Below are 26382 nucleotides of genomic sequence, written 5' to 3'. Positions count from 1 at the left end.
GATCTACGGGCCCGATGGCACCGAGATCCCGATTCACGCACCTGAGGCCGTATTCGATTCCGCAGCCGAGAGTTGGGGCGGGGAACCGGTCGGTGAGCCACTGGCCCGGCCACCGCAGCTCGATCCCGGGCCCGAATGGTGAGGCCGGTGCGCAATGACGAACAACGCCTCCTCAACTGCCTTGAACGGTCACGGACTCACAGCATTTCAGCACACCGTTCCTCTCCGCCGGCGACCGCGGCCCCGTGAGCTGGCGGTGAACACAGATGGACTCGTCGACGAAAACCGTTGCCGCGACAGCGTTTGCCGTACCGATCGGGCTGCTGCTGTTACTGCTGATGATCGTCGGCGCCGACCCTGCCACCTCGTGCGCGACGCCACTGCCGGCGGGCGCGGCTTCGGGTGTGAGCGGCCCGACGGGCCACAGTGTCGCCGGGTTGAGCGAGGCTCAGTTGCGGTTGGCGCGCAACGGGGTCGCGATCGGGCGGCAGCGCGGGATGTCCGAGTCGGTGATCATCGCCGAACTCGCCGCCCAAGCCACCGAGTCCACGTTCCGCAATCTCGCCAATCCCGCTGTGCCGGAATCGCTGCGCTATGCCAACGATGGATTGGGCTACGACCACGATTCGGTGGGCCCGCACCAGATCCGCGTCAGCATCCACGGGGCGGTCGGTATCGCGGCATTGATGGATCCGATCTACCAGATCAATTGGTTCTACGACAAAGCCGAACGCCTCGGTGCCCGCGCGCAGCAGATGTCACCGGCCGAGCTCGCCCAGGCGATCGAGGTCTCCGGCCCGAATGCGTATGCGTCGCAACTGGATCTGGCACATCGGCTGTATGCGATGTTCGCCGGGATCGAGGTGGGTTCGATGCCACGCACCGAGCCCGGCGCGGTGGCGGGCGGGTGCGGGCCGGGCGGGTCGGGGACACCGATGCCGGTGACGGGCAGCGGGTTCGGGCGGGCGGTGATCGAGCACGCGGCGCGCTGGATGGGCACCCCGTACGTGTGGGGCGGAGGCGACAGCACGGGGCCGACCATGGGCGGGTTCGACTGCTCCGGGTTGACGTTGTACGCGATCTATCAGGCCTCAGGCGGACAGATCCGGCTACCGCACTACACCCAAGCCCAACAGGATCACCCCAGCGCGCAACAGATCCCGTTCCCGCAGAAGGCACCAGGGGATCTGATCTTCTTCACCGCGGCCCCCGGCAGCGACTCCCATCATGTCGGGATCTACTACGGCCGCGACGAACAGGGCCGCGATCTGGTGCTACACGCACCACAGACCGGGCAAACCGTCACCCTCACCCCACTATCGGCGTGGCAGGGCGAGCACATGGACATCCGCCGCTACCAGCCACCGGCCAGTCGATCCTGAACGCGCTGGACCGATCTCACGTCCACGGACGTGGGCCCTTGCCCCACCCGCGGTCGACCCATCCGGCGGGCGCGGCCTTCGGAATGGGCACGGCGGCGGGCATCTGCGCCCGCCGGATGGATCCCTGCCCAGGTAGGTGGGGGCGGTGAGCGACCCGACCGGAGTAGCGATCGCTGAACAGCCGCTGTGGCGGGGACGACGACCCAGGGCTGCGCCCCTCACCGGCCACTGCACCGATCCGAGGACTCGACCCCAGGAGCACCGAACACGGCCAGCTGTGTGCTGCCGGACACCCCGAAAAGGACCCCTCCCATGACGACGATCGACACCACAACCCGGCTGGAAGACCACACGGCCCCAGCGCTGCCCACGCCCCGTACTGATGATCTACTCGCGTCGCTGACAGCAACGGTGTTCGGCGACGGCGACTACCGGAATCAGGCGCGGATCCGCGACGTGATCGCCGCCCTGGGAGATATCCCGGGCAACGGGGAAACCCAAGCCGAGGAAGCGCGCGATTGCTATCGCCTGCTCGAACGCGTCATCGGCGAGCTGGGCGGATCGGCACGCACGATCGCGGCCGACGAGGGCACGTGCTATGCGGTGTTCGACTGGGCCGCGGCGCTGGCTCCACGGCTGATGGTGCTGCTGCCAGGCCATCTCAAACTCGCCATCGCCGCGATCGAAAACCTCGGTGACGGCGATTCCCCATTCCAGCAGCGGTGCCTGCGCGATCTGGATACCGCCGCGGCCACCGGAGTCGGACTCGTGACCGAACTCGACCACGGCAGCGACGCGATCCACCTCGAAACCACGGCCACATGGCTGCCCGAGCAGCGCGCCTTCCGACTCGATACCCCCACGGCCGGTGCGGTGAAGTTCATGCCCAATACCGCTGCCGCGGTGCCCCGCTGTGTGGTCGTGTACGCCCGCCTGATCGCCGATGGCGCCGACGAGGGGGTCTGGCCGTTTCTGATGCGGCTGCGCACCACCGAAGGACTGGTCGACGGCGTGGAGGTCAAGGCGTTGCCGGACAACGGATACGGGCTGTGGATGGACAACGCCATGACCCTTTTTCATGGCGCGGGATTGCCGGAGTCGGCCCTGCTCGGCGGGGACGTCGCCAGCTTCGATGCCCAAGGCCGGTTTCACTGTGCGCTGACTGAACGGCAACGCTTCGCGCGCACGACCAGCCCGCTGCACTCGGCACGGTTGTGCACGGCCGGGGCGGCGGTGTCCGCGGCGCGCGCCGGGCTGGCGCTGGCTGTCGGCTACGCCCGCCACCGCCGGGTCGGTCCGGAGGGAGCAGCGATGATCTCCCACGACCATGTGGCCGGCCAGCTCGCGCACGCCATGTCGGACATGTGGGCGATGACGTGCCTGGTGAACGCCGTTCGCGCCCACTGCGGGCACGAGAGCACCGACGCCGGCGAAGTGGCGCTGTGGGCGATGCTCACCAAACCGGTGGCCTCCTACACGTCCTGGCAGGTGATCGAGATGTGCCGGCAGCGGCTGGCAGCTCAGGGCATGCTGCGCGCGAACTACCTCCCCGACTACGTCGCGCTCTGCGAAGGCATCTTGACCGCCGAAGGGGAGACCTGGGCGATGCTCGGGGCGGCCGGACGGGCCCTGCATCGAACGGGCATCCCGCACCTGACCGGCATCGATGAACACCCACACCAGTCGTGGTACCGGCTGCTGGTCGCACGCGAGCGAATCCTGGCCAAGGAGGCCGACTCGACGCGCCGATCCGATAGCGCGGCAATAGAACTCGCCACCGCCGTCGCCGTCCGCACGGCTGTGGACTGCATGTGGACCGCCGCAACGGACGCGAATGAACCTGCCGCGCAACACATCCTGTACGATCTCGCGGCGTTGTACGGAATGCGGTACGTCAGCGAGCACGCGAACTGGTACAACGCGCACGGGTTGCAGGGCCGGGGCCGCGCTGCGGGTCTGGGCCGCACCATGGCCGCCCGGACAGCGACCGTGGAACTGCGCCTGCCGATCCTGGCACGCGCGTTCGCCCTGCCCGAGGAGCTTCCCGCACCGATCGCCGCAGACACCACCGCACGGTGGATCGGCTTCGCCGGATGGGAACTACCGATCCGATCGCTGTCGAGCCCTTGCGCGGTCCGTGATGACTGATCCCCGCAGCGCCCAAGACGCCGCCCTTGCGCGCCCTCACAGGGACACCCAGCCCGCCCGGCGCCGGTGCGCGCGATCGCGCGCAGCGAACGCGAACCCTGTCTCCCGCCTGCGGAATCGGGGATGAGGACATGGCGAGGTTCGGATCAGAGCGAGGCGTGAGCGCAGTCCCCACCGAAATACAGCAGCGGATGCTCAAACAACTCCAGAACGTGACCGCCGACATCTACCGCATGTCCGAGGCCACAGGCCAGGACCGGGGGACTTTGCGCGATCTGCACGCTTGTGCGCGGCTGCTCGAAGAGCAGGCCCGCGAGATCGGCATCCCGGAGCGATGGATCGCGCACGTGCGTGCGCGAGGCACTACGGGCGTTCGCTGGAGCGCGCGGCAGCAGCTGCCGGCGAGCCGGACCGAAGCGCGCGAACAGCAGCTAGCGCGTCTGCACGCTCAAGTAGACCAGCTGTTCGAGATGGCGGCCGTCCAGACAATCTACCGCGACAACCGCGGTTGGATCGAACCGCCGCTCGCGGAGCGCTTCGATGAGTTCCAGCGATTGCAGTGGCTGCGGGTCAGGCTGGTCGCACGAGCACTCAACATCACCGGCGCCGAGGTCGGCACGCGCTGGTCCAGCGAGCCCCGGCGATGGACGGCGTTACTGGAGAAAACCCGCTCGTACTCAGCGCCGGAGCTGTCGAAACGGTGGAAGTCCTACACGAGCGCAGTCGCGGTCGCCCACGCACGCACGCGGTACCAGGCGCTGCGGACGGTGGGCCTCGACCCTGACCGCGCACCCGCCCCGCCACATCCGCACGAACTCAACTCCGCCGCCGAAACCGCATGGCGCACAACCAACTCGGACGTCACGACGGGCAGCGCTGGATCGACGACCACCGCCGATTGGGAGCGTGGCGCACGGATCGCCGAAGCGGTCGATGCGGCCGCCCCGCAACAGCGCGATGCGGAGGTAGCCGACACCGACAACCCGGCGGTGACCGCGACACCGGAGATTTCCCAGCTGAACACGGAGATCGAACCATGAGCGCCATACATGAAAGACCTGTCCAACAACGAGATTCACCTTCACAGGGTGTGCGGCGAACCGAGCAAACGCCAATACCGATTCCCGTCGAGGCCTGGAGGTCGAGATGAAATCACGTCGGTCCCCGGCCGCGGACACCATGGTCAGTCCAGAAATGGTCGTCCGTCTGCGGGCCGGAGAACTCCACACCTATACCCGCACCAGCCAATTCGACCGTATCGCGGCCCAGCACCGATTCCACGACGCGCCCAGTTTCGACCGCTACGTGTTCGCGTTGCTCGATATAGGCATCGACTACGACGCGCTGCGCCAGGCCGAAGCCCGGTGGGCCGCCGAACGGGCCGGGGGCACGCTGGCGGTGCTGGCCGCAGGCGGGCCACGACTGCGGCTGTTCTCCGCAGCCACCATGATCAGCTTCACCGTCTGCCGCAGCGACGGCCACCTGCTCTGGCACGATCACTTCCGGCGACCGGCCACTATCGGCACCCCGGCCAGTGCTGCCGAAGCAGCGGCACGGCAAGCGATCTGGCTCGCCTGGCGGGCCCGCACCCACGCCAAAGCGCCCGCGGCGACGCTGCGACTGGTCATGGCTCACAGCTACGACATCACCACGCGCAGACTCCAGCACGCGGCCGAGACCGCGGGACTGATGCTGGAGCTGTCGATCAGTGGCAGGCACAACCCCGCCGCCGAACAGCGAGGCCGACGCGACATCGTCGGCTGGTCCGAACTCGACCTTCGCTATTTGTTCGACAAAGACCGGGAGTCGGCATGAACAAGCCGATCACCGCAGTCTTCGCCAGCGTCGCGGTCACCGCGCTGCTGAGCGGATGTGCCCAGGCTTCAGATGCCCAGGCGCGCAACGTCGCCCAGTGCGGCACCGAGGGCCTGGAATCCGCGACCGGCCGGACCGACGTGTGCTCGGCGGAGTCGGTCCTGCTCGCCGCGGTGGAGACGATTTTCGGCTACCGGCCCAGCGACCAACCCGATCAGCGTGCCGCATTCCGCGCGGCCGGCGACCTGATCGCACCGAGCTTCGCCGAACAGGCAGAACCGTCGGCGCTGGTGTGGGCGCCGATCAGCGCCCAGCAATGGCAGCACTGGCACCGCGACGGCATCGACATCGCCACCCTGGTGCGCCTCACCCGCGACGACCACCCACCCGACACCTCCACGTCGACAGGCCGGGTCCTGTCGGTCGAGCTCCGGCCCGCCGACCAGCCACCGATCGGTTTCGCCGTCTACGCCCGCGCCGGCCGCACCACGACCTCGGCGGCATGGCAGCTCACGGGATTAGAGGTGATCGCATGAGCGAGGACCCGGTCGAGCAGGGCGGGCGAGCGATGCAGCAGAGCTTCATGCAAGCGATGCAGACCGCGGCGATGGTGTCGGGGTTGTTCGGGCGGCGCGCCGGGGAAGCACGGTCGCAGACGGAGTTCCTCCAGCGAATGCGCGTCGGAGAGAGCAGGGAGCAGCGCTCCGCGTTCGAGCACTGGTTGCGGGTGCAGAAGAACTTGGCGGTCAATCCGCTCGAAGTCGCTCTCGCTCAAGCCAAGATCGACGAAGTCGAGCAACGCATCGAAGGGCACAAGGAAGAACTGCGGGCAACGACAGCGAAGATCGACCGCGCCGACAAAGATCTTGAGCGCCGTGAGAAGGCTGACAAGCTCGCCCGCAAGCACAAGAACGAGCTCCACAAGCTCGACAAAGAATTAAAAAACCTGCTGATCCAAATCCGCCGCCGCGCAGCGGGACTGACCGACACGCTCACCGACCATGGCGGCAAGGAGGGGGTGGCGGGAGCGTCGTCGGCGGCCTACGCGGCAGCGCAGGCCAGCGCAGGACTGTCCGAGGAGAACGCCGAAGCCGGGCAAGCGTTCGACCGGCGTTTTGCCGAGGACACCGGTGTCGACCCCGATGATTTCATCGACGCCGGGGTTGTGCCCGAGGCCGAGGCCCCGGTCGAGGACGTTATCGATGCCGAGATCGTCGAGGACTTCGATCCGGCTACCGGGGCAGAGCAGCCGGGTGCGGCCTCGAGGGTGTTCGTCGCCGACGTCAACGGGCTGGCCGAAACGCTGACGGTGCTCAATTACCTCGACCACGACTTCACCAGCGCCGAAGGCACTTCCGCCGCGCCGCTCGCCGATGGGATCGGGTTCGAGGCCGCCTTCGCCGACGCAGGTCCGCTATCCACGGACACCACAGTGCACAGAGATCCGGGATTGGACATCGATTTCGGCCCTCCACTGGCACTGCCCGCCGCGCCGGATCTGGAGTTCGGCCCGTGAACCACCCACCGATACCGGCGTCGCGTGACGGCAGGAGGCGCTGACATGCAGACTCCGACCCCGCTACACATTCTGCTGCTCAACGGTATTCAAAACCTGGCCTGCGACAACTGGACCAGGATCACGAGATCTGTCGCCGCGAGACATGGCACACCGTCTGCGGAGACCGACGAGCAGATAGCGTTGAATGAGCGCACGCTGAGCCAGCTCGAAGAGCTGGCGTCGCTGGTGGGCTGCCCGCATTCGTGGCTGAATTACGCCCGCCGAGCAGGCGAACGTGGCCAGCCCGCGGACCCGCAGAGAGCCTTCTACAGTCCCGACGAAGTTCCCCGTCCCGTGCTGATCGCGGCACTAACTCGGCAAATCCACGAATTGCAGAACGGCGCAGGCATTCTGGCCGCCCATACGCTGCGAAACCCAGATCTCGACCGTGGCGAGCACGCGAACTTCAAAGCCGTGATGGGCGTGGTGTGGCAGCGCCTCGGCGCTGTCTCCCACGAACTCGCTGTGACCGACCGCGAACGTGAGCAGATCTGGTCACGCCACGGCGGCCGACACTGGGCCAACATCGTCGCCCGAGAGCTGAACGGCCACACAGATCAACAACTGGCTGCACGCTTCCACACCGTCGCTGATGCGGACATCTCGATGGTAGCGGCGCCGCTGATCGTGTGCCTGCGGTCCGGAATAGCCCTGGACGACATCACCAAACAGATGCCGGACTCCTCGGATCGGATGGTCGAGCTGGTCGGCGTCGCACTCGATGCCATGCCGCGCGACCCCCAAGGGCTCGCCGTCCACGACGCGGTCGCCGCCACCACGCTGGGCGAGGAGTCCGGTACCGAGCACATATCCGACGAATCCGCTTGGGGCGATGCAGGACTGGCTGCGCCACAGGTTCCGGACTACGGGAGCGAGCCATGACCGGCCGCGAACGGTGCCGCACTCACTTCTTTGTCACCATCATTTCCCGATCGGAGCATCACCGATGACTCACCCACTACCCGGGGCACACGATCTGCCCAGCTGGAAGCTGCGGCTGCTCGAGAGGATCCAGAACATAGCCGCCGAGCGTGCCAAAGCATCCGAGCATGGCTTCCCGCGATATGAACGAGCCGACGGCGCGGGGGATCTCAAGATTCAGACCTGGCGCACTCATCTGCTGGTACTCGCCTCCGATCTGCACGAACTCGAGCGGCACGCCCGCGCGATGGGGGTGCCGGAGGCCGCGCTCGAAGCGGTCCGCGAGGCAGGGGAGTGGGGCTTGCGGTGGGGCGAGAGCGTGCACTCACCCCCGCTGATGCGTCGTAGCGAAGAACCTGTGCGCTCGTTCATGGTCGACGGGATCGCCAACGATGTCTGGGAGATCGAGCACATGGCGGTGATCCGAGTCGAACACGAGCTGCGCAACCACACTCGTCGATTCCCCCACGATCCCGAGGCGACGGCACAATTCGACCGGAACATGGCCGCGTTGTGGGAACGTGCGGCTGCCAGCGCGGCGGTCATCGAGCTGACCGGCGCTGAAGCCCAGGAGATCTGGGGGCGCGACGCGCACGGCTGGCGCCACCTGAGCGCGGTGACCGTGCATACCTACAGCGACGTCGACCTCTACGAGCGCTGGCGCACCCTGGCCTGGGGCGGGCGCGAACACACCGTCCGCCGCACCACCGACAACCTCGGTGTCTCGACCGGCACCGACGGCCCCCAGCCACCGCTGCCGGAAGTCCTCATCGACCGTGCGCGCGAAGCCCTGTCCACGCGAGCAGATGATCCCCGTGCCGAAGACCCGGTCGAGGCGGCCTTGGCGAGCGCAGTGCAGGCGAGCTGGATCAACGAGCCCGACGGCCATGACGGCCCGGTGCCCCGCGATCCCGGTCACCCGGTCGAGCCCGAGCTGTGAGCGGTGAAGACCATGACCGACCCAACCCCCTCAGCCTGGGACAGAATGCTCGACCAGCTGCGCGGCATTCAGCGCTTGGCCGCAGAGGAAACCCACGTCAGACACCTGTTAACCAACTACCAGAGCAGCGGTGACCCACGGCTGGACGAACAGCGCCTGGCGGAGTTGACCGGCACGCTGGCGGATCTGCAACACGAACGTGAGCACATCGAGCGGCACGCTCTGGAAGCCGAAGTCCCACCCACAGTGATCGACGATGTCCGCAGGGTCGGATTCGGCGGTGCTCGCCCGGTGCCAGGTCCCGACTCATCGACCGGGCCGGCGTCGCGGGACTACTTCGAGAAGTTCTGCCTGGGCATGATCGAGATCGAACGGTGGGACCTCGAGCGCATGCTGAGCCTGGAAGTCCTGCGCCGCGAACTGATCGCGGCCGGCCGCTGGAGTTTCGGACAAAACCCGCTAGCGGTCTGGAAATTCGCCGAGAACACCCACATCCAATACCAGCGGGTCGCCGCGCTGGCGGCGGGGGCACGGATCACCACGACCGAGGCCGCCACCGTCTGGGGCGCCACCGCGGACAGTCTCCGACAATTGCGCGCCGACACCCGCGAGCGTGTCGATGAGATGAGCGTGATCAGCGAATGGAGCAAATACGCGATGGCAAGCCCCAAACTTGCCCGCCCACCCTATGTCTCCGATGACCTCGATGTCGCCGCAGTGCTGGCCGAGGCGGGGGTGAGCCCACCGACCCCGCAGCAGATGTTCGACCTCGTCGCGGCAACAGTGCACGGGGAATTCGCCGACGTGGACGCCACCGCGGACCACCGCCTCGGCGGCGGCCCGGCGGCCATGACGCAAGCGGTCAACGACGCCCTGACCGACGACGCGCCCCACTGGTCCAGCGACCGCGACGACACAAACCACCGCCCTGAGATCTCCTACCCCGACCTGGGTCCGGACAACTGAGCCACCGACGAACGGAGCCGCCGCTACCTGACCGAAAGACACCACTTCGCCTGCGTTTTTCGTCGGCCGCTGGTCACGGGGTACCGACCAGCACGCCGAACCCGATCGCCGGGGACATCCGAACACCGCCGCCACCTCGCATCGACGATTCGTGGCGCGCACCCCCTCCGCAGGAGGTCGACGATGTCCACCCACACCTATCCAATCCCGACCGCGCTGTCTCAGCGCGTTGCCCTCGCCGAGAAGTCAGCGTCATGAGCTGGCCCGAGCGGCGAAGCGGTCCCAGCAGTCCTAAGTACTACTCCGATGCCGCCGATCCTGATGAGGCCCAACTCCACGCCGACGCAGCACAGTGGCACTACCTGCTCGAGATCGCCGGCCATGCTGACACCTCCCAGCAAGGCGCCGAATTCAGAACCCAGGCAAGCCAGTTAGCGGCCAAATGGAGCCGCCACCCCTCGCTGGTGCGCCAGCACCAGTGGATTCGGCAACGCGACGCGTTCGCGCTGTGGCGCGATCATCCTGATAAGGCTGCCCGAGACCTACGGGACCTCGAGCGCGCCCACGTCGCGGGCGGGGAAGGCGTCGACGAGTTCGGGCTGCGGTGCCTGCGCCAGGCCGGTGAACAGACCGGCCGCTTAGAACGCGGCATCACCGGTTCCGAACAAGACAGCGCTCGCTGGCAACCGCTCACTCAAGCACCCGGCACGACCGCCGAGGCGAATACGGACCGCGGCACCGGCACGACAGCCGGGGAGCTTCCGGAGTCGACACCATCGCCACCAAACGTGCTCGATCGTGCATTGGGAATCCCGCAGTCGCTGCTGAACCTCGACGAGGTCGGCGCGGTCATCGCCGGCATCGATCGCGCTCTTGATAACACCGAAGAACTCGGCACCTCCGATGACGAGGTGTCCGCCGCCACAGCTGAACACGAGCGAACGGCCCCGGAAGTCGCCGCACCCACCGCCAGGCAACAGCGTGACGCGCTACAGGCGCTACAAGACCTGTATGCCGAGCACACACGCACGGTCGAGGCGACCAACGACTTGGCCGCTGATTCGGTCAAATACAACCTCACCAAAGTTGCGGCGCTGGAACAGATCAGCGCGAAGTACCGGAGCGCTCGCGTGGCCGCCGCACTGGCCGGTGCCCCGACCGAGGTGATCAAAAGTGTCTCCGCGGCCGGACAGGGCGGCACTTATTGGCGTGACGGACCGGGCGATCCACGCGTGGATCCCACCGCGATCGGCCAGACGGACGTCGACCACACACCCGACCGTCACGACGGCCCAGGCGCTCCGGACCCGCCCGCATTTGCAACGAACGCTTCGAATAGCGGAGTCGCTATCGGCCAGGCCGTCGACGCCGCCTCAGCCGCCGCCGAACACGGCGACTGGCAGAGCCCCGAGAGCGCCGAGGTGAGTCGGTCGTCTCCGCCTCAGGAGGTCGTCAAAGGCGTGGATCTATGAAAACCCATGCCAGTCAACCTCGTTCATCCACAGAGAGGAGTAAATGACCATGATCGCGACCCGGGAGACCCGGCGCCGGACCAAACGCGGGATCGGGGAGGAGACCGCGCTGCTGCTGGCGTTCGCGGTGCTGGTGATTGCCGTGCTGGGGGTGTGGGCGGCGCTGTGTGTGGGGTGTTGGTGGGCCGGGGTGCCGGTTGCTCGCCATCCGGTGTCCGCGCTGCTGGGGGTGGTGTCAGGGCGGCAATCGTGGCCGTGGCAATCCACGGTGGTGGTGGTCTTGTTCTTCGCTGTCGGCGTGGGAGTAGGGCTGGGCTGCTGGCGGATGCTGCACGCGGGCAGCGAGATCGACGCTGCGGCGCGCACCATGCAGCGGCCCCGCGAGATCCGGCTGGGGCGGGTGCGCGATAACGCGATCGCCAACCAGCGGCTGCTGCGTGACGCCGCTCCGGAGATCCGGGCCCTCAAAGGTCCACCGCTGGGCACGACCGTGATCGGGGGAGTAGGGCTGTATGTGCCTGCCGAGCTCGGGGTGACCATCACCGCGGGTACCCGTACGGGCAAAACGATGGCCTGGGCGATCCCCGCAGTGTTGTCGGCGTGGGGGCCGTGCCTGGCGACATCGAACAAACCGGATCTGTACCGGCACACCGCGCTCGGGCGCGAGAGTGCCGGCCGAGTGTGGCTGTGTGACCTGCAAGCGGTTACCGGGCACACCGTATGCGGGTTCTGGGTCGACCTGCTCGCCCAAGTGGAAAACCTGCCAGCCGCGCGGAAACTGGCGAGCTTCTTCGTCTCCGCCGCCGCAGGATCTGCCGCACAAGCAGCAAATGCGAAGGTGGACAGCTATTTCGACGGCGGTGCGCAAGAGCTGCTGGCGCTGTATATCTACGCCGCGGCCTGCGTGCAAGGCGACCTGCTCCATGTCGCCGAATGGCTTGGTCGCGACCAAGACCTGACCCCGGCGTTGATCCTGCGCCACTACGGTCACCAGCGCGCCGCCGAGCGCATCGCCGAATCCCAAGCCCTCTACGCTCGTCAACGAGATGGGCTCTATGACATGGCCCGGCGGTTCCTCGGGGCACTCTCGGATGAGGGCTACGCCCGCATGGTCACACCACCGCAGCGCTACCAGCTGCGCGTGCGCGAAGCCCCATCCAAGACCGGCAGCGGCACGAGCGTGGTGATCGACCGGACCGAACAGAAGCCGACCCACGACCTGCCGGAGTTCCGGCCGCGCGAGTTCGTCACCTCGACCGACACGCTGTACGCGCTGTCGATGGCCGGACCCGACAGCGCCACACCGTTGACTGCGGCGTTGGTCGGACAGATCTTCGAGGCCGCCCTCATCAGTGCCCGCGCCCGACCCGATGGCCGGTTGACAGTGCCGTTGCTCGCGGTGCTCGACGAGGCGGCAAACTGTGCACGCATCGGCGAGCTGCCCTCCTACTACACCTACGCCGGCGGGTGCGGCATCGTCCTGATCACCATCCTGCAAGTGCTCGAGCAAGGCGAAGACCTCTGGGGCGCAAACGGTTTGAAGACCATGCGCGCGCAGAGCATCGAGGTCTACGGCGGCGGCATCGCCGCGGTGGACTACCTCGAACACTGGGCGGCGATGGCCGGCCCGCACGATGTGGCCGACCGCTCCCGCAGCCACGGCGCCGGGGGCACGAACCGGACACTGACCTGGCGAGGTGAGCCCATCCTCGACACCTCCTTGCTGGCGGCGCTGCCCAAAGACCGCGCCTTGGTGCGGCTCCCGGGCTACGGGCCGGTCGTGGTCCGCAAGAACTGGTGGCAGGACAGCGAATACGCGCCACTGATCCACTCCTCGCTGGCTCGATTCGAGAAGGCCGCCGCCGCGACGATCGCACTCCCTCCCGCTCTCACAGAAACCGACGACGGGGAAGGCCTATGAGCACCAGCACCGGATCGTCGTCGAAGGCACCGTGCTACAGCCACTTCGGCGCTTTCGCCGAGGACTGGTTGTTGCCCTACGTCACCGTGCGCCTGGCCGAGGCGAACCGGGAAAACACCTACACCTGGTGCCCGCAATGGTGGGCACATCGGGCCGTCGCGGTCCGCATCGCGCACCTGCACACCGCCTTCGAAGGCCAACGCCGATCCGGCGCGGGCACCAGCTTGAGCACATGGCTGCTCTCAGTCGACGGTCACCTGCGCACGATCATGGATGCCGCCAACGGCCCGCTCTACCGTTGCACCCGCCTGACCCATGTGAGCACCCCGTCGCTGCCGTTCGACCCGGTGCCGGCGGGCTGGTTCGGGCAGCCTCCCACACCGGCACCGACACCACCCGGTGAAAAACCGCCCCCGCCAAGGCTGTTCGCCCACTATTCCGACTTCGTGCACGAGTGGCTGCTGCCGGTCACCTCGGTACGTATCGCGGCCAACAACCGCGAAGGCCAGTACAGCTGGTGCCGACAGTGGTGGCGGCACCGCAACGTGGTCCTGCGCTTCGCAGCCGTTCATCGCGCCTTCGAGGCCGCAGTCCGCGCCGACGACCCCGCCGCGATGAGCACGCTGTTCCTGCGCCACATCGACGTGCACCTGCGCGAGGTCCTCGACGCAGCCAAAGGCCCGCTATATCGCTGCACCCCCGATCAGCACACCGAATGCCCCGGTCTGCCGAGCACACCGATCCCCACCGCCTGGTTCGGCCCGCCAGGGGCGAAAACAACCACCCAGCGCTTGGGCTTCGGACCCGACTTCCGCTCCTTCACCGAACCCTCCGCCCGAAGGACAACCCCATGACCAAACCGATGACACTCGCACAACGAAAGGTGCTCAGAGCGCTACAGAATCAGGCCGTCGAGCTCGCCGCCATGACCGACACGGCAAATCAACGCACAGCCGAAACCGGCGAACGGCTGCCACGGTTCTGGTACGAGGATTACCACAGTCGCGCAACGCAGCGAGAAGCACTGGAAAAGGCAGCTTATGCCGGCGGAGTGTCGAAGGCGTGGATTGATCAGGTCCGTGAACGCGGAAGCAACGGCATCGGCTGGCGTGCCAATCTTCCCATGCGTCCTGCCGAACCGCTCGATCTAGACCGAGTCCTGGGCGATCTGGTCGCGGACGTGCAACTTCTCCAGGAATGGACTGTCTTCGACATTGCCCAGCGGATGCGCAGCCGGATACCGGAACAATCCGTGCCCGGTTTTCTCGAGCGAAATCTGCGGGCACTGCGGGCTCGGACCAACGGAATTGCGAACCTGCTCGGACTTGACGCCGAACTCGGCGAACAGCTGTGGGGTACCCCCGCGGACTGGGCGTACCCCGGGGCGAAATGGGTGATGGGACTGTCTGTCGACAGGACGCCTAACCCGTGGAACAACGCTGCCGAAATTGATACCCGCGACTACGCACTGCAAGCCGTCGCGCTCGGTGTCGCCGGCATCGTTGTCGATACTGCTGACGCCGTAGCGTCGGTCGAAAGTCTGGCTGCGGCGATCGACAGCCTACTGCCACGTGTGGTGCGACCGTTCAAGGATGCAATCGGCGGAGCGGAGATCGCCTCTGCCGTCGCGGCCGCCGAATCCGAGTCGGCAGCGATTGAGGTCGTCGAAACGTGGACGGGTTCTTCACTATTCAGCGACAGTCCCGAGCCGGGTATGTGGAGCTACGACGCTGATCCCGACCGGAAGGTTCCGCAGCCGCAGTTCTCCGAGGCCGAATGGCTCGGGCGATGACCCGACCGCAACGGGAGCTTCGGGTTCGCGATCTACCCGCCCATCAGGCTGAGATCCTGGGCCGGATCCATGAATTAGCCAGTGAGGCACGATATCTGCGCGCAGGCGCCTCGACCGGCCAACGCGGTGCGCATTACGAGAACGACGGGTTCACGCGGCTGTCAGTGGTCGAGCGTGAACGGAAACTGACCGAGGCGCGCGCGTACAGGGACGGTATACCGCCCAGCTGGGTCGAACACGCACGCCAGCTCGGCCACAACGCTCACGAATGGACCCCCGAGCAGCGCCTGCCCGCCGCCAGCACACCACCGCGGCGCCGCACCGCCAGCCGGGTTATCACCGACACCCGCCAAATCACCGAAATGGCCGCAGTCCAGGCCGTGCGCGAACATCTGCTGGCCGAGATGCCAGGCGCCCTTACTCCGAATCCGGCGGAGGCGCATCAGTTCAGCAGAAACCTCGAGGCGCTGTGGACGCGTGCGGCCCGCACCGCCGACTCGGTCGCCATCTCGGCGAGTGACCGCGGCGAGATCTTCGTTGTCAGCGACGTCGAACTGCGTGACCGCGTCAGCGATTTCCTCGGCTACAGCCCTGGTGATCTCGACATGGTGTGGCGACGCCACGCAGCGGGCTCGATCGCCGCCAGCGTACGACGCTCCCTCAAGAACCTGCGCCGGGCCAACTCGGACAGAGGCGTCACGGCGCCCGATCCGGCGGCTCGGCAACCGCCAGACCCCGCGTCTTTGATCCAGCGAGCCCGCCAAGCCCTGACCACCCTGCTGGGCGAGCAATCAGACACCGGAGCTGACATCGACGCCGCGATCACCGACGCAACGCTCGCTGACGGCGCCGACCTCGTGGACACAGCTCCGGATACCGATCCCGGTTCGACTGCGATCACCGCCGTACCCGAACACGGGCACGACCCCTGACCGCCCGGCGGCGCAACGATGCCGCACCCGACCCCGATGCCCCTCTTCACATCTCCCCCCTTGGAAGGAACGACTATGAAGCGCCACGTGCATTTCGTCGGCAGCCTGCCCGAAACCCTCATGAGCAGTCCGCGTCAGGGGATGGAATGGTTCCTCGACCACACCGGAGGACAACCACTCACCGCGCTGCCCTGCGACTTGGATCCCAACTGGATCATCGCCTACCTGCGCGACTTGCAGACCCGCACCGACGTCCTCGAATTCGACAGCAGCGCAGACGATTACGCCGATTACAGCCACATGCCTTCCGGGCGAATCCGTCCCGGTGTCACCCTGGCTCCCGAACACCTCACGATGGGCCGCCTCGACAAGATCGAACACATCATCACGGACTACACCGCGCTTCGCCGTGAGCGGACGGGGATTGGCGACATCAAACTTCAACTCAGCCAACCTAATTCGCTTGACCTGAGTCTGTTCGCGCTGGCAGGCGCTGCCACCGCTGATGGGCTGCCGCTCCTGAAGGCATTGGGCCACCTCGGCGCGCTCACCACCGCGCTGCGCCATGTGCCGGTGTTCACCGAAGCGGTCTTCGACGAGATCGCGACCCTGACCAGAAGCCACGGCCCGATCATCACCTGGCAAGTCGAATCCCCGGTCGCGCTTCTGGCGGTGGTGAAAGCCACCGAACTGAATGCCGAAAGAATGGTCGCCGACATGATCGCCCGCCAGCTCGCCGGAGTGTTCGCCCGCCTGCACCGGCTCGGCGCGCACAGCAGCCTGCACCTGTGTTACGGCGACTACCGCCACACCGCCATGCTCGAGCCCCGCGGTCTCGCCCCCGCGGTCGCCCTGCTCAACCCCCTGGCCCGGTACCTGCGCCGCGACGGCACACCCCTGCCGATGGCCCATATTCCCTGCGCCTACGGGGCAGAACCTGCGCCGCTGGACTCCCAGTTCTACACGCCACTGCGACACCTGGACCCGGAATGGACCTTGAGCGCAGGCGTGGTGGGACCCAAAAGCCTGCTCGACTCCATGATCAGCCTGCGCCTGTTCGAACGAGCCGCCAACCGGCCCGCCCACGCCGTCACCACCGCCTGCGGCTTCGGGCGATGCACCCTCGCCGGCGCCGCACAAGCCGCCGCCACCATCGCCGCCACCGTCGCGTTCTCCGACCACTGGCTGCCCACCATTCCGCGAAAAGCGCCCGCCGGAACCGACGAAGTCCACGGTCAGACACCAGCGAGTCGGCGGTGAGCGCGGACCGGCGGCACTCCCCACGAGCACCAATGCCCGAACCCGCGAATTCCGGGAGACACAGCCATGCAGGCGCAATGCTGGCGCAACTGCGGCCGTCCTTCGCGTAATGGCCGGCCCAGGAAACCGTCGAGACCCCTGCCGCCCGAATACGGCCAGGCCCACCGGCCGCCCGCTGGGCAGAACCACCACGCATAGACCCTTTCCCAGATCAGGAGATATCCCCATGACCCTCGGCCTCAACCGGCACGCCGACGCTGCCCCGATTCGCAGCCACCAACTCGGCGAGCATCGCATCACCTATTTGCCAGACGGCGTTGCCCTGCTCGAGCCCCGCACCTGGTTTCCCGGTTCCGAGGACAACCTCTGGATCGAGCACAGCCACCTGCTCAACCCCGACGGCTATCTCGTGGCCAGCGTTGGCGCGCTCCTGGTCGAATTCGGCCAGCACGCCATGCTCATCGACGCCGGACTCGGTCCCCTGGCGCTGCCGTCGGCGTTTGGTACTCTTCGCGGCGGAATGCTGCTGAAAAGCCTTGAAGCCGTGGGTAAAACGCCACGAGACATCGATCTGATCGCGTTAACGCATCTGCACCTGGATCATCTCGGCTGGCTGTGGCAACGCGCACCAAGCCGATCGAAGACACCGTTCGCACACGCCGAGATCCTCATCAGCACGACCGAATGGACTCATCGTGAACTCGCCGCCACCGACGGTATCGCTGCCGAAATGCTGGAAATCTTTGCACCCCAAGTACGTCCCATCAACGACGGCGAGGAAATCTTCCCTGGAGTCGAGGCACTCGCAACTCCTGGACACACCCTCGGACACACGGCCTACCAGATCACCTCCCGGCGACGCCGGCTCATCGCATTCGGCGACGCCATGACCTGCCCTATCCAAATCACCCACCCGCACCTGACCACCGCCGCCGACGACGACCCCGACAGATCAATCACCACCGCACACCACCTCATCGACGAACTCAGCCACGAAGACACCCTCGGCATCGGCATCCACTTCGGCGACGTCCAACTCGGCCGCGTCACCCGCACCACAGAAATTGACCGATGGGAAGCCGAGTCGACGTGGTAAGGCTTGCAGACTCGGGCGGGCCGCATCAGATGCCGCGCGAGGAACTTCATTGAAATTCTCGGATGGGAGCCGGACTTCCGAGTCCTGAGCCACAGTGTGGCGTGGCCGGGAGCAGGGTCGTGAACGCGCCGGCCCGCACTCAGGTCAAGGTGCTCCGCACGCTACAGAACCAGACCGTGTGGCTGAACAACGCGGTGGCCACCGCAACCGAGCGCGAGCGGCAGACCGGCCAAAGCCCGCCACAATCCTGGTACGCGGCCGCGCGATCCTGCACGAAGAATTGACCAACGCCCACGCGCGGGCGGAGTACCTAAGGCATGGATCGACCACGTTCACGAACGCGCGGTCCCGCGCTCGCCCGCCGTAGCGCGACGGTTTCCTCCGCCGAGGATTGCCGAACAGATGAATTAGTTTTGCGCCGTTGCCGACTGCGTGACCCCATTCAACACAAAGAATCGAGCTAGCATGTTCCCTCAAGGGAGAGAAGACCACAATGAAGGGGCTAGCGGATTTTCGCACTTCAAAGTGGTCGTCGTCGGAGCAGGATTTGGTGGTATCGGTATGGGGGTCGCGCTGAAACAGGCTGGAATCAATGACTTCATCGTCGTAGAGAAAGGCCCGGACATCGGCGGCGTTTGGCGTGACAATACCTACCCTGGTTGCTCTTGTGACGTTCCTTCCCATCTGTACTCGTTCTCCTTCGCCCCGTACCGCGGCCGCGAGGTTCGGTTTCCCGGCCAACAAAAGATTCTCGAGTACCTACGCGGGGTAGCAATTGGCCACCAACTGCTACCGCACCTGCGATTGAACACATCGATTACAGAAGCGAGGTTCGGTGCCGAAACGGGCCGATGGCAGCTGATCACCGATGCGGGGCAATGTGTCGTCGCGGATGTCGTGATCTTTGCAGTGGGACAGCTACATCGCCCCTTCATTCCTGACCTGGCCGGTCGATCTGATTTCGCGGGAACGGCATTTCATTCGGCCAGATGGAATCATGAGCAGAACATGCAAGGACGGAATGTCGCCGTGATAGGTACTGGCTCGAGCGCCGCACAGATGCTACCTTACGTCGCCTCGCAGGCCGAGCAGGTGAGCGTGTACCAGCGAACGCCGCATTGGGTACTGCCGAAGCCAGCCACGAAATTCGGTGCCGTCAGTCGAGGGCTACTACGAATGCCTGGAGCTCACCAGCTGTATCGTTGGGCACTGCACTACGGCGCTGACATACTGCTCTCACCCATCATGCGGCGCGGCTGGCCAGCGCTCCCCGCAGAGTGGACTGCCCGAAAATTCCTGCGCCGCACCGTCTCCGACCCGACATTGCGGAAGGCGCTAACCCCTAACTATCCCATTGGCGCGAAACGGATCATTTTCGACAGCAAATACTACTCGGCCCTTACACGTGACAATGTCGATTTGGTCACTGCCCCCATCGTTCGCATCACTCAGCAGGGGATCGAAGCCAAGGACCGAGAACGCCGTCACCACGTGATAATCTATGCCACCGGATTCCGTGCGTCTGAATTCTTAGTGCCGATCATCGTACATGGCCGAGGGGGCAGACGTCTCAACGATCAATGGTCCACGGGCGCAGAAGCTTTCATGGGCCTGGCAATACCCGGGTATCCCAACGCCTTTCTCATCGCCGGCCCCAACTCGTTCAATCCCGCAGGCAGCAACCCGGAGATCAAGGAACTCCAGATCAACTACATCCTGAAATGCCTCCGCTGGCGCGAGCAGACAGGAGCCAAAGCAATCGAAGTCAGGGCCGATGTGATGCGACACCACCAGCAGTGGATGTGCACCACTCTGTCCAAAACAGTCTGGCCCTCCTCGGTGCGGAGCTGGTACAAACACCCGAGTGGGCGTACCACCAACCCGTGGCCATCGTCTGCTCGAACTTTCGCGCGCATGCTGCGACACCACCCATCGCAGGTTTTCACGTCTAGCCTTGAGCAGGGCACCGCCGCTGCTCATGCACGCTGGCGGGGCCAAACAATCCGCAGCCCCGTCCTGGAGCCCGGCGACCCTCGGTCCGACAGCGGTTGCGGCAACGACTAACGCCGGTGAACTGATCCGGTTCGCCGCTGGCTCTGGTTCAGGTGATGACGATCGGGATTCGGGTCCATGTGGCTCGGCCTTGGCGGATGGCTGGTTCGATGTCTGCGACGGTGGCGAACGGTCCGGTGATCATCACGATTCCGTTGGTGCTTGCCGTTGCCGCAGTGCGCCATGCCGCGGTGGTCGGCATGGTCCCGTCGTACAAGACCCGCCCGCCCGGAAACCAGATCTGCAAGAGGTCATTGTCCAGGTGCAGCGTCGCGCGCCATCCCGGGGTCGGGGTGGTCGAGAAGTTCGGCGGGAGCCCCATCGGCTGGCCGCCGTTCTCACGGACAGCGAACTCGGTGGTGTCGCGCGCGAGCTGTTTGCCGGTGATCGGGTCGACGTAGGACACGGTTTCGGGCTGGATCATGATGATGACAGGGTTGCCGGGGGGCAGTTCGGCGGACTGTGCATTCAACCGTCCTACTTGCGGGGTGGAGCTGATCCCGTGGGAGGCAGCGGGTTCGGTGATCCGGCGAGGATCGTCAGGCACAAGGACTCCTTGACAGCGAGGACAAGTGGGGATAACAAGCAAGCAGCGTGAGCCGAATCCGTTGCTGGAGAGACGGGTTCGGCCCCTTCCATGGTTGCAGGCACGCCGCCCGCAGAGCCCCGCGTGCGCGGGGAAGATGGCTCAACGCTAGCAATATGACCTCTGGTAGCGGCGGCTACGGCGGTCGGATCCGCAGTGGCTCCGCTGGCACAGCACGGCTGTGGTGCGTTGATGTGAAGCATTGTCGATTGCCGCGTCTGAATTAGCCCGTCAGTGTGTTGTCGGGGTTGATGTGCACCGTCGCCCGAATTCGAGGCGGGGCCGGGAGGCTCGGCTGTACGATCCCGATAGCGCCCTGCCGTTTGCGGCCGGGTCTTCAACCCCGCGATGCGGGTGTTCCTCGTGCTAGCGGGGATGTGGTCGCCGCCTGTTCCGGCCTTTCTGCGTGTGGCGATGACCGATTCGAGCGCGTGCCGACGTGGCCGCGGCTTCCGCGCTTCGTGTACTGCGCGCCCACCAGACGAAGAGGATTTGAGATGCACGTGTATGAGGTCCCTCGCAGAGAACTCCATGGCACAGCTGTCGTCGAGCATCGACGTGCTTTCGACGCGGTGATCGCGGCGACTGCGGCCGGGGTTCAGCGTGACGGTATCCACCCGGTCTACGCAGGCGGTGATCGGCCGCGGGAGGTCGCGCGGCTGGTTGCGCACGCGATGCGCATTCACTTCATGGCGCCGGGCGCGCGCGTCCCGGTGTGGGCCTGCGGTTCAGCGTCGCGTGTGGGCATCCTGGACGACGGCACTGCGGCGGCGATCGACAGCACCGACCCTGTCCGCCGCCGGCTAGTGGGAATGGGGTTGATCAGCGGGCTGCGGGGCAGCTCCGGCGACCCGTCTGCGTCGCCGGTCCGGCTGCTGGGAAATTGGTTGATCGGGCAGAACATGACTGGTGCGGCCGGGGGTATGGCCCGCTGGATGTCGCACAAACTCAAGCTGTACCAGCCTGATCTGTCCCTTGCCTGGTGGCGTATCCATGGGGAGGACCTCATCTCGACGCTGGACGGCCCGCTGCGCGAGACCGCAGTGACCCGCCGCTGGGAAGCGGGCGGAATCGCCGCCGGCGTCCTCGCCGACCTCGCCCGTCTCTCAGTTGCCGAACTCGAAATCTGTCTGCGACCGGAGGCGGACAATCCCGAGCAAGGTTAGGCGAGCACGACGCATGGAATCCACCAACAATGGGATATGCCTACAGCGTAGGTTGGCCAGCGCCCATTCGTGGGACCGGCCGGCCCGGATTCTGGACGGCCAATCAGCCGCAGTGAGAACAGGTTTCGTCGACTCCCGTGTCGGGAGGCCGGTTGTCTACACCACGCGCAGCCTCGATGGCTTCTGGTAGGTGACGGCCCAATTCCGGGTTGCCGTCGCGGGCCGCCACTGTCCATCACGTTGCTCGGCTCGTTTGGGCTGATCTGTGGCGGAGTCGCGGCCGCGGAAGTGCACGTCGGGATCGATCAGCGTCAGGATCAGCGGCAGTACCGCCCACGCCATGTATCCCTGGATGGTTCCGGTTACACCGGGCCCGCTCAGCGAGCGCACGTCGGCGGCGTTGACACCTCGCAGAGCCGCGACAATCGATTGCTCTTCGTCGGCAAGAGCCGCACCGAGGTTCGGGCGGTCGAGGTAGAGCGGGATGGGCTGTAGCCCGTTCCAGCTGCCATCGGTGTCGATCAGCAACCGTAGTTCCGGGCGGCCGTTGTTCATGTCGTGTTCGAGATGTACGAAAGCGCCGAGAGCTTTTGTGGGGCCTTCCGGTTGCTGATCTCCGTATGGGTGTGCGACATAGCAGCACCATTCGGGGAGCCCCTCCCACTGTTCGAGAGGAGGCAGCGTGCCCCGGTGCCACAGTTCGGTCTCACCGGGGCCGATGCCTGCCGAGTCGTACAGCCGTCCGATCGCGGCCTCGACCACCTCCACCTCCGGCCGGTAGATGCCGCGTCCGAGTCGCCATTCAGTCAACGCCGCGACCTTTGCCAGGTCCGTGATTCCCAGTGGATTCCTGGACTGCACGTAGTCGTACACACCGCCCATGGGCAACCAACACCAGTCCGGCCAGTCCAGGTCATCGTGCTTGCGTTGAGCCAGCCGACCGCAGACGGCTACCGAGTCCGAGTAGCTGCGGCGCAGCTGCTTCACCAACTCTTCCACTCGGATCTGAACGTCATCGGCCATTCGAGTTCCCGCCCTCCACCGCAGCCACGTACTTCGACGCAAACCCTAATGCCCACCCCGGAGAGCGACTCTCGGTACCGTTGGCCTGCTGTCCATGTCGCGACGGAGAGAGCTCTTTTCCGCACGGATGACTTCGACGGTGATGGTGCGCTGGTGTTTTCGGATGCTCAGGTACCGATCGGAGTAATAGGCAGCACGGCGGAGAGCCAGTTGAGGAACCCGTCGTAGTCGACCCGGGTGGAGACCTGGATTTCGCAGCCGTTCGGGTCGCGGTACATGCGTGCGTCCCGCTCGATGCGCACGGTTTCGGTCGCGAAATCGACGACCGGAGCATCGAGGGCAGCGCCAAGCGCTACCAGGTCGCTCATCCAGCTACTCGGCTCAGCGTCGGGGGTGCGGCGAAGCCTGTAGTCGAACCATCGAGTCGCGTTCTCCGCAATCAGCGCGAAGTCAGCTGGTGCCTGCGGCATTGCCAGCCAGGTAGCGAGGTGCGAGGTAGGGGTGATCGCCAGAGCGGGCGCATTGGTGTGAGTGCTCATCACGAGCCGGGGCCGTCGTATGGTCCGCATGACCAGCCCGAACGCGCGTGGATCCACGCGCAGGTTATGGGAGGCTCGATCGGGTCGCCGATACTGGTCGAGCCAGCCGCCCATCATCACGAGATCGGTTTGCTCGGCGAACTCGGGGCGTACGACGAGCAAGTCCGCGAGATTGGATGCCGGACCCAAGCAGGTCCAGATCACCCGCTGAGTCGAACCTTCGTAGACAGCACTGACATAGTCGATCAGATCGGTCCGGACCGGCCGAGTACACGGCACCGATCCGGCCATGACAAAACGCTCCTGCGCGTCGGGCACCCGCCGCCCGGCGATGACAGGTACTTCTGGGCGGCCCAGACCGTCCAGGACCTCGCGAGTCAAGTGCGCGCGCTCGTAGTCGGAGAGTTCGTCGGTAGTGAGGACACCGAGGTTGGTGACTGAACGCGTCGCCAGCCATAAAGCGAGGGCATCGTCGAGGTCGAAACCGATCTGAGTGTCCAGCAGCACCACCGGTGCGTCGGGCGCGAGGAACGGGGCAGAAATCACAGAAGGCATCCTTTCGGGCGATCGGATCCAAGTGGTCAAGTGCTGCTGTGCGGCGAGCGCGGAACGGGTGTTGGTCCTGTGGAACGGTCATCGAGGATCCGGTGTAATGACCGCCCATCCGAATAGTGGGTGTCGAAACGCGACAGTGGCGTAGCCGGGTTTCTGAGTTTTCTGGACCCCGAGATCCGATTGCCTTCGAACCAGACGTTATGAGGCGGTGATGGAGACCGCATGCGCGCCCGTCTCCGCCCCCGAACTGCCATTTTGGCATCTGCTGCTGAGCGCTATCTCCGGCCGTCGTGAATCCAAACGCCCGAGACAAGAAGGCGGATAAGGGCATTCGCCGAGATCCTCATCTGGAGGCTCCAGCGCGTGCGTCGGCTCAGCATTATTCCAGTCGCGCGTCTATCCGGTGAAACCCTTGCAGGAATCGGGTCATGTCCGCGAAGTTCTTGACCGCCCGCGGTAGCAGCTCGCCTGCCACGTAGGTGAAGAACGGCACGCCGTAGTTGGTCGTCTCGTATGGCACGACGATCGCGGGTTCGAATCCGTCGTAGAGGGACAGGATCGACTTCTCACCCATATGGACCAAGTGCATATCGTCGTACTGGCGGCGGTCGAACCAGCGGCCGTGTCCGTAGCGGATCAGGCATTCGCCGAGGAAGCACACGACTTGGTCGGCGCGGTCAGCGTTTTCGGCGGCGACCATGGCTTTGCGACTCGGGAACCAGTCGGTGAGCAGCGCGCCGATCCTCTCGACATCGTCGCTGTCGTCGCTCCATGGCTCGGGCGGCAGGTCATCCCATCCGATGCGATCGAGGAATGCCCGGAGCTGCCGCACGCGGCGGTACGGGGCGACCCATGCGTCCCACGCGGAGTTTGCACTGGGTTCGGTGCTGGTGTTCAGGAATCGCTGGAGTGCTGCGGTGGCCGCAGCATGGCGTTTTTGTTGGCGCCGGCGGTATTCGTCATCGACGTACTCGGTTTCGGACTCGGGCCGGAAATGGCTGCGGATGTAGTCGAAGCCGTACTCGGCCGCATAGTTCAGCCAGAACCGTACGGCGGTCGGCCCTTCGCCTTTCGGGTCGTCGGCGGCGTTGTAGATGGCGGGTCCGTAGGTGGAGTAGCACCATTCGTCGTCGGTGTAGTGGGTGTAGCACTCACCGAACCACCGCAGGAACTGATCGACCAGATCGGCGTTGGCCGGGTCGGCGACGGTTTCCCTATCAGGGAAAATCCGATCGAACACCTCGCCGACCCGATCGATGGCCTCGGTAGACCAGATCGGGTGCGGGAGACCGGGAATCGTCTCGGTGGCGAATCTGCGCAGCTCGGCGTCCATCTGAGCGAACCAGCGCACCCAGTCGGCCGGGCCGGGAGGTGTGCGCCGGGTGACGGGTGTGAGGTCGAGCTGGCCGAGATCGATCATCATCTGCTCGTCGTTGCTCATGTCGCCCCTATCGGTTCGGGTTGTCGATGATTGTCGCGGGGCTGTCGGGTGCGAGGTCGGGCGCGATACGTCCCAGATCGATACGCCGCGGTGGCTGGATCGGCGGCATGCCGTGTGATCGGCGGCGGGGCTGTCGTGCGCTGCCGCTTACCAGGTCTGTCACCAGCGCGTCGTACAGTGCTCCGACGTGGTTGAACGGGGCGCTCAGCGGGCAGTCCGGCAGGGATTTGGGCCATTTGTCGAGAAGCACTGAGTAGCAGGCGATCTCGGCGATGAGTTCACCGACTGTGGCCAGGTCCGGATCGTCATCGTCGATGAGGACAACCGAGTCGGGATCGTTGCCCAGATGCCAGGTCACCTCATCATCGAGTACGCGGACGACGGCCGTGTAGAGGTCCAGTGCATCGCCTTCGAGGTGATACACGGCGAGGTCGTCAGCGCCGCGGATGACCACATGCTTGAGTAGCTCCATCCATAGCCCGACACAGACACGTGTTGCGTGCTCGAGCTGGGTCGATGATTCGAATAGGCCGTCCCACAGGGTGAGCAGGCGAACCACGTCGGGCAGCGGAGCCAGCCCGGCAGCCGCGGCCGTGTCTGGATGGTCGCGCGCTCGCCGCCCTTTGTCGGTGATCGTCCATTGCCGTTGGCCGTCGCGTGAGTTCTCTCCGAAGACGTGCCCGTCAGCCGTCAGCGTTTCCAGGATGTGTGTCAGCGTGGGCAGCGAGCTGTGCGAAATCGCCTCGGCGATCTGGGTTGTCGTCGCGGCACCGCCTGTGTCGGCCAGGTGCCCGAGCACTCGAAGTCGTGCTGCGGT

Annotated in this window: 24 protein-coding genes; 19 read left to right on the top strand and 5 right to left on the bottom strand. The window is 65.7% G+C overall.

Annotated features, from left to right (window positions below; genetic code table 11):
* Nucleotides 1–266: 266 nt before the first annotated feature.
* From NBRGI_RS03270 to NBRGI_RS46085, 18 genes are all read left to right on the top strand, one after another.
* Nucleotides 267–1382: a C40 family peptidase gene (locus NBRGI_RS03270; protein ID WP_235210837.1), complete on the top strand. Its 1116-nt coding sequence runs from the start codon at nt 267–269 to the stop codon at nt 1380–1382.
* Between the two features lie 312 nt (nt 1383–1694).
* Nucleotides 1695–3530 carry an acyl-CoA dehydrogenase family protein gene (locus tag NBRGI_RS03265; RefSeq protein ID WP_029892752.1) on the top strand — a complete coding sequence of 612 codons (1836 nt, stop codon included), beginning with the start codon at nt 1695–1697 and terminating at the stop codon, nt 3528–3530.
* A 158-nt stretch (nt 3531–3688) separates the two neighbouring features.
* Nucleotides 3689–4570: a hypothetical protein gene (locus NBRGI_RS03260; protein WP_148310672.1), complete on the top strand. Its 882-nt coding sequence runs from the start codon at nt 3689–3691 to the stop codon at nt 4568–4570.
* Between the two features lie 106 nt (nt 4571–4676).
* Entirely contained in the window at nt 4677–5345 is a 669-nt protein-coding gene (locus NBRGI_RS03255) for a hypothetical protein (protein ID WP_148310671.1), read from the top strand.
* Nucleotides 5342–5881 (top strand): hypothetical protein, encoded by a 540-nt coding sequence (locus tag NBRGI_RS03250; protein WP_029892749.1) that lies wholly within the window; start codon nt 5342–5344, stop codon nt 5879–5881. Before NBRGI_RS03255 ends, NBRGI_RS03250 begins: the two co-directional genes overlap by 4 nt.
* Nucleotides 5878–6861, top strand: coding sequence for a hypothetical protein (locus NBRGI_RS03245; RefSeq protein ID WP_029892748.1), 984 nt, complete (start codon nt 5878–5880; stop codon nt 6859–6861). The genes NBRGI_RS03250 and NBRGI_RS03245 overlap by 4 nt, the downstream gene beginning before the upstream one ends.
* A gap of 24 nt (nt 6862–6885) precedes the next feature.
* Nucleotides 6886–7785, top strand: a complete 900-nt coding sequence (locus NBRGI_RS03240) for a hypothetical protein (RefSeq protein ID WP_148310670.1) — start codon at nt 6886–6888, stop codon at nt 7783–7785.
* Nucleotides 7786–7849: 64 nt separating this feature from the next.
* Complete coding sequence (locus NBRGI_RS03235) at nt 7850–8764, top strand: hypothetical protein (RefSeq protein WP_029892746.1); 915 nt, start codon at nt 7850–7852, stop codon at nt 8762–8764.
* 12 nt (nt 8765–8776) lie between these two features.
* Nucleotides 8777–9730, top strand: a complete 954-nt coding sequence (locus NBRGI_RS03230; protein WP_148310669.1) for a hypothetical protein — start codon at nt 8777–8779, stop codon at nt 9728–9730.
* 254 nt (nt 9731–9984) lie between these two features.
* Entirely contained in the window at nt 9985–11202 is a 1218-nt protein-coding gene (locus tag NBRGI_RS03225) for a hypothetical protein (RefSeq protein ID WP_029892744.1), read from the top strand.
* Between the two features lie 43 nt (nt 11203–11245).
* Nucleotides 11246–13123 carry a type IV secretory system conjugative DNA transfer family protein gene (locus tag NBRGI_RS03220; protein ID WP_051727471.1) on the top strand — a complete coding sequence of 626 codons (1878 nt, stop codon included), beginning with the start codon at nt 11246–11248 and terminating at the stop codon, nt 13121–13123.
* On the top strand, nt 13120–13977 hold the full coding sequence (locus NBRGI_RS44915; protein WP_051727470.1) for a DUF4913 domain-containing protein: 858 nt from the start codon (nt 13120–13122) through the stop codon (nt 13975–13977). The genes NBRGI_RS03220 and NBRGI_RS44915 overlap by 4 nt, the downstream gene beginning before the upstream one ends.
* A complete protein-coding gene (locus tag NBRGI_RS03210) occupies nt 13974–14915 on the top strand; it encodes a hypothetical protein (protein ID WP_029892741.1) in 942 nt (313 codons plus the stop codon). The genes NBRGI_RS44915 and NBRGI_RS03210 overlap by 4 nt, the downstream gene beginning before the upstream one ends.
* On the top strand, nt 14900–15847 hold the full coding sequence (locus NBRGI_RS03205; RefSeq protein ID WP_148310668.1) for a hypothetical protein: 948 nt from the start codon (nt 14900–14902) through the stop codon (nt 15845–15847). Before NBRGI_RS03210 ends, NBRGI_RS03205 begins: the two co-directional genes overlap by 16 nt.
* Nucleotides 15848–15865: 18 nt before the next feature.
* The gene (locus NBRGI_RS03200) at nt 15866–17107 is read left to right on the top strand and encodes a hypothetical protein (protein ID WP_148310667.1); all 1242 of its coding nucleotides are present in this window, start codon (nt 15866–15868) and stop codon (nt 17105–17107) included.
* A gap of 226 nt (nt 17108–17333) precedes the next feature.
* Nucleotides 17334–18203, top strand: a complete 870-nt coding sequence (locus NBRGI_RS03195; protein WP_051727469.1) for an MBL fold metallo-hydrolase — start codon at nt 17334–17336, stop codon at nt 18201–18203.
* Nucleotides 18204–18322: 119 nt separating this feature from the next.
* Nucleotides 18323–18487, top strand: coding sequence for a hypothetical protein (locus NBRGI_RS47975; RefSeq protein ID WP_158439767.1), 165 nt, complete (start codon nt 18323–18325; stop codon nt 18485–18487).
* 181 nt (nt 18488–18668) lie between these two features.
* Entirely contained in the window at nt 18669–20267 is a 1599-nt protein-coding gene (locus NBRGI_RS46085; protein WP_081877906.1) for a flavin-containing monooxygenase, read from the top strand.
* 37 nt (nt 20268–20304) lie between these two features.
* On the opposite strand, the gene NBRGI_RS03185 is transcribed toward NBRGI_RS46085, so the two are convergent.
* On the bottom strand, nt 20305–20802 hold the full coding sequence (locus NBRGI_RS03185; protein ID WP_148310666.1) for a hypothetical protein: 498 nt from the start codon (nt 20800–20802) through the stop codon (nt 20305–20307).
* Between the two features lie 536 nt (nt 20803–21338).
* Between NBRGI_RS03185 and NBRGI_RS03180 the strand changes: the two genes are divergently transcribed.
* Entirely contained in the window at nt 21339–22007 is a 669-nt protein-coding gene (locus tag NBRGI_RS03180) for a hypothetical protein (RefSeq protein ID WP_148310665.1), read from the top strand.
* 156 nt (nt 22008–22163) lie between these two features.
* Here NBRGI_RS03180 and NBRGI_RS03175 read toward each other — a convergent pair whose 3' ends face one another.
* The 4 genes from NBRGI_RS03175 to NBRGI_RS03160 form a co-directional block, all read right to left on the bottom strand.
* Entirely contained in the window at nt 22164–23030 is an 867-nt protein-coding gene (locus NBRGI_RS03175) for a hypothetical protein (protein ID WP_029892734.1), read from the bottom strand.
* 167 nt (nt 23031–23197) lie between these two features.
* Entirely contained in the window at nt 23198–24115 is a 918-nt protein-coding gene (locus NBRGI_RS44910) for a nucleoside hydrolase (protein WP_051727468.1), read from the bottom strand.
* Between the two features lie 388 nt (nt 24116–24503).
* On the bottom strand, nt 24504–25565 hold the full coding sequence (locus NBRGI_RS03165; protein WP_029892732.1) for a hypothetical protein: 1062 nt from the start codon (nt 25563–25565) through the stop codon (nt 24504–24506).
* Between the two features lie 7 nt (nt 25566–25572).
* Nucleotides 25573–26364, bottom strand: a complete 792-nt coding sequence (locus NBRGI_RS03160) for a hypothetical protein (RefSeq protein WP_029892731.1) — start codon at nt 26362–26364, stop codon at nt 25573–25575.
* Between the last annotated feature and the right edge of the window lie 18 nt (nt 26365–26382).

Origin of the sequence: Nocardia brasiliensis IFM 10847 (assembly GCF_000710915.1) — a bacterium.
GTDB lineage: Bacteria > Actinomycetota > Actinomycetes > Mycobacteriales > Mycobacteriaceae > Nocardia > Nocardia brasiliensis_A.
The sequence above is the reverse complement of the archived record's forward strand: the minus strand, read 5'-3'. Positions and strand labels throughout refer to the sequence as shown.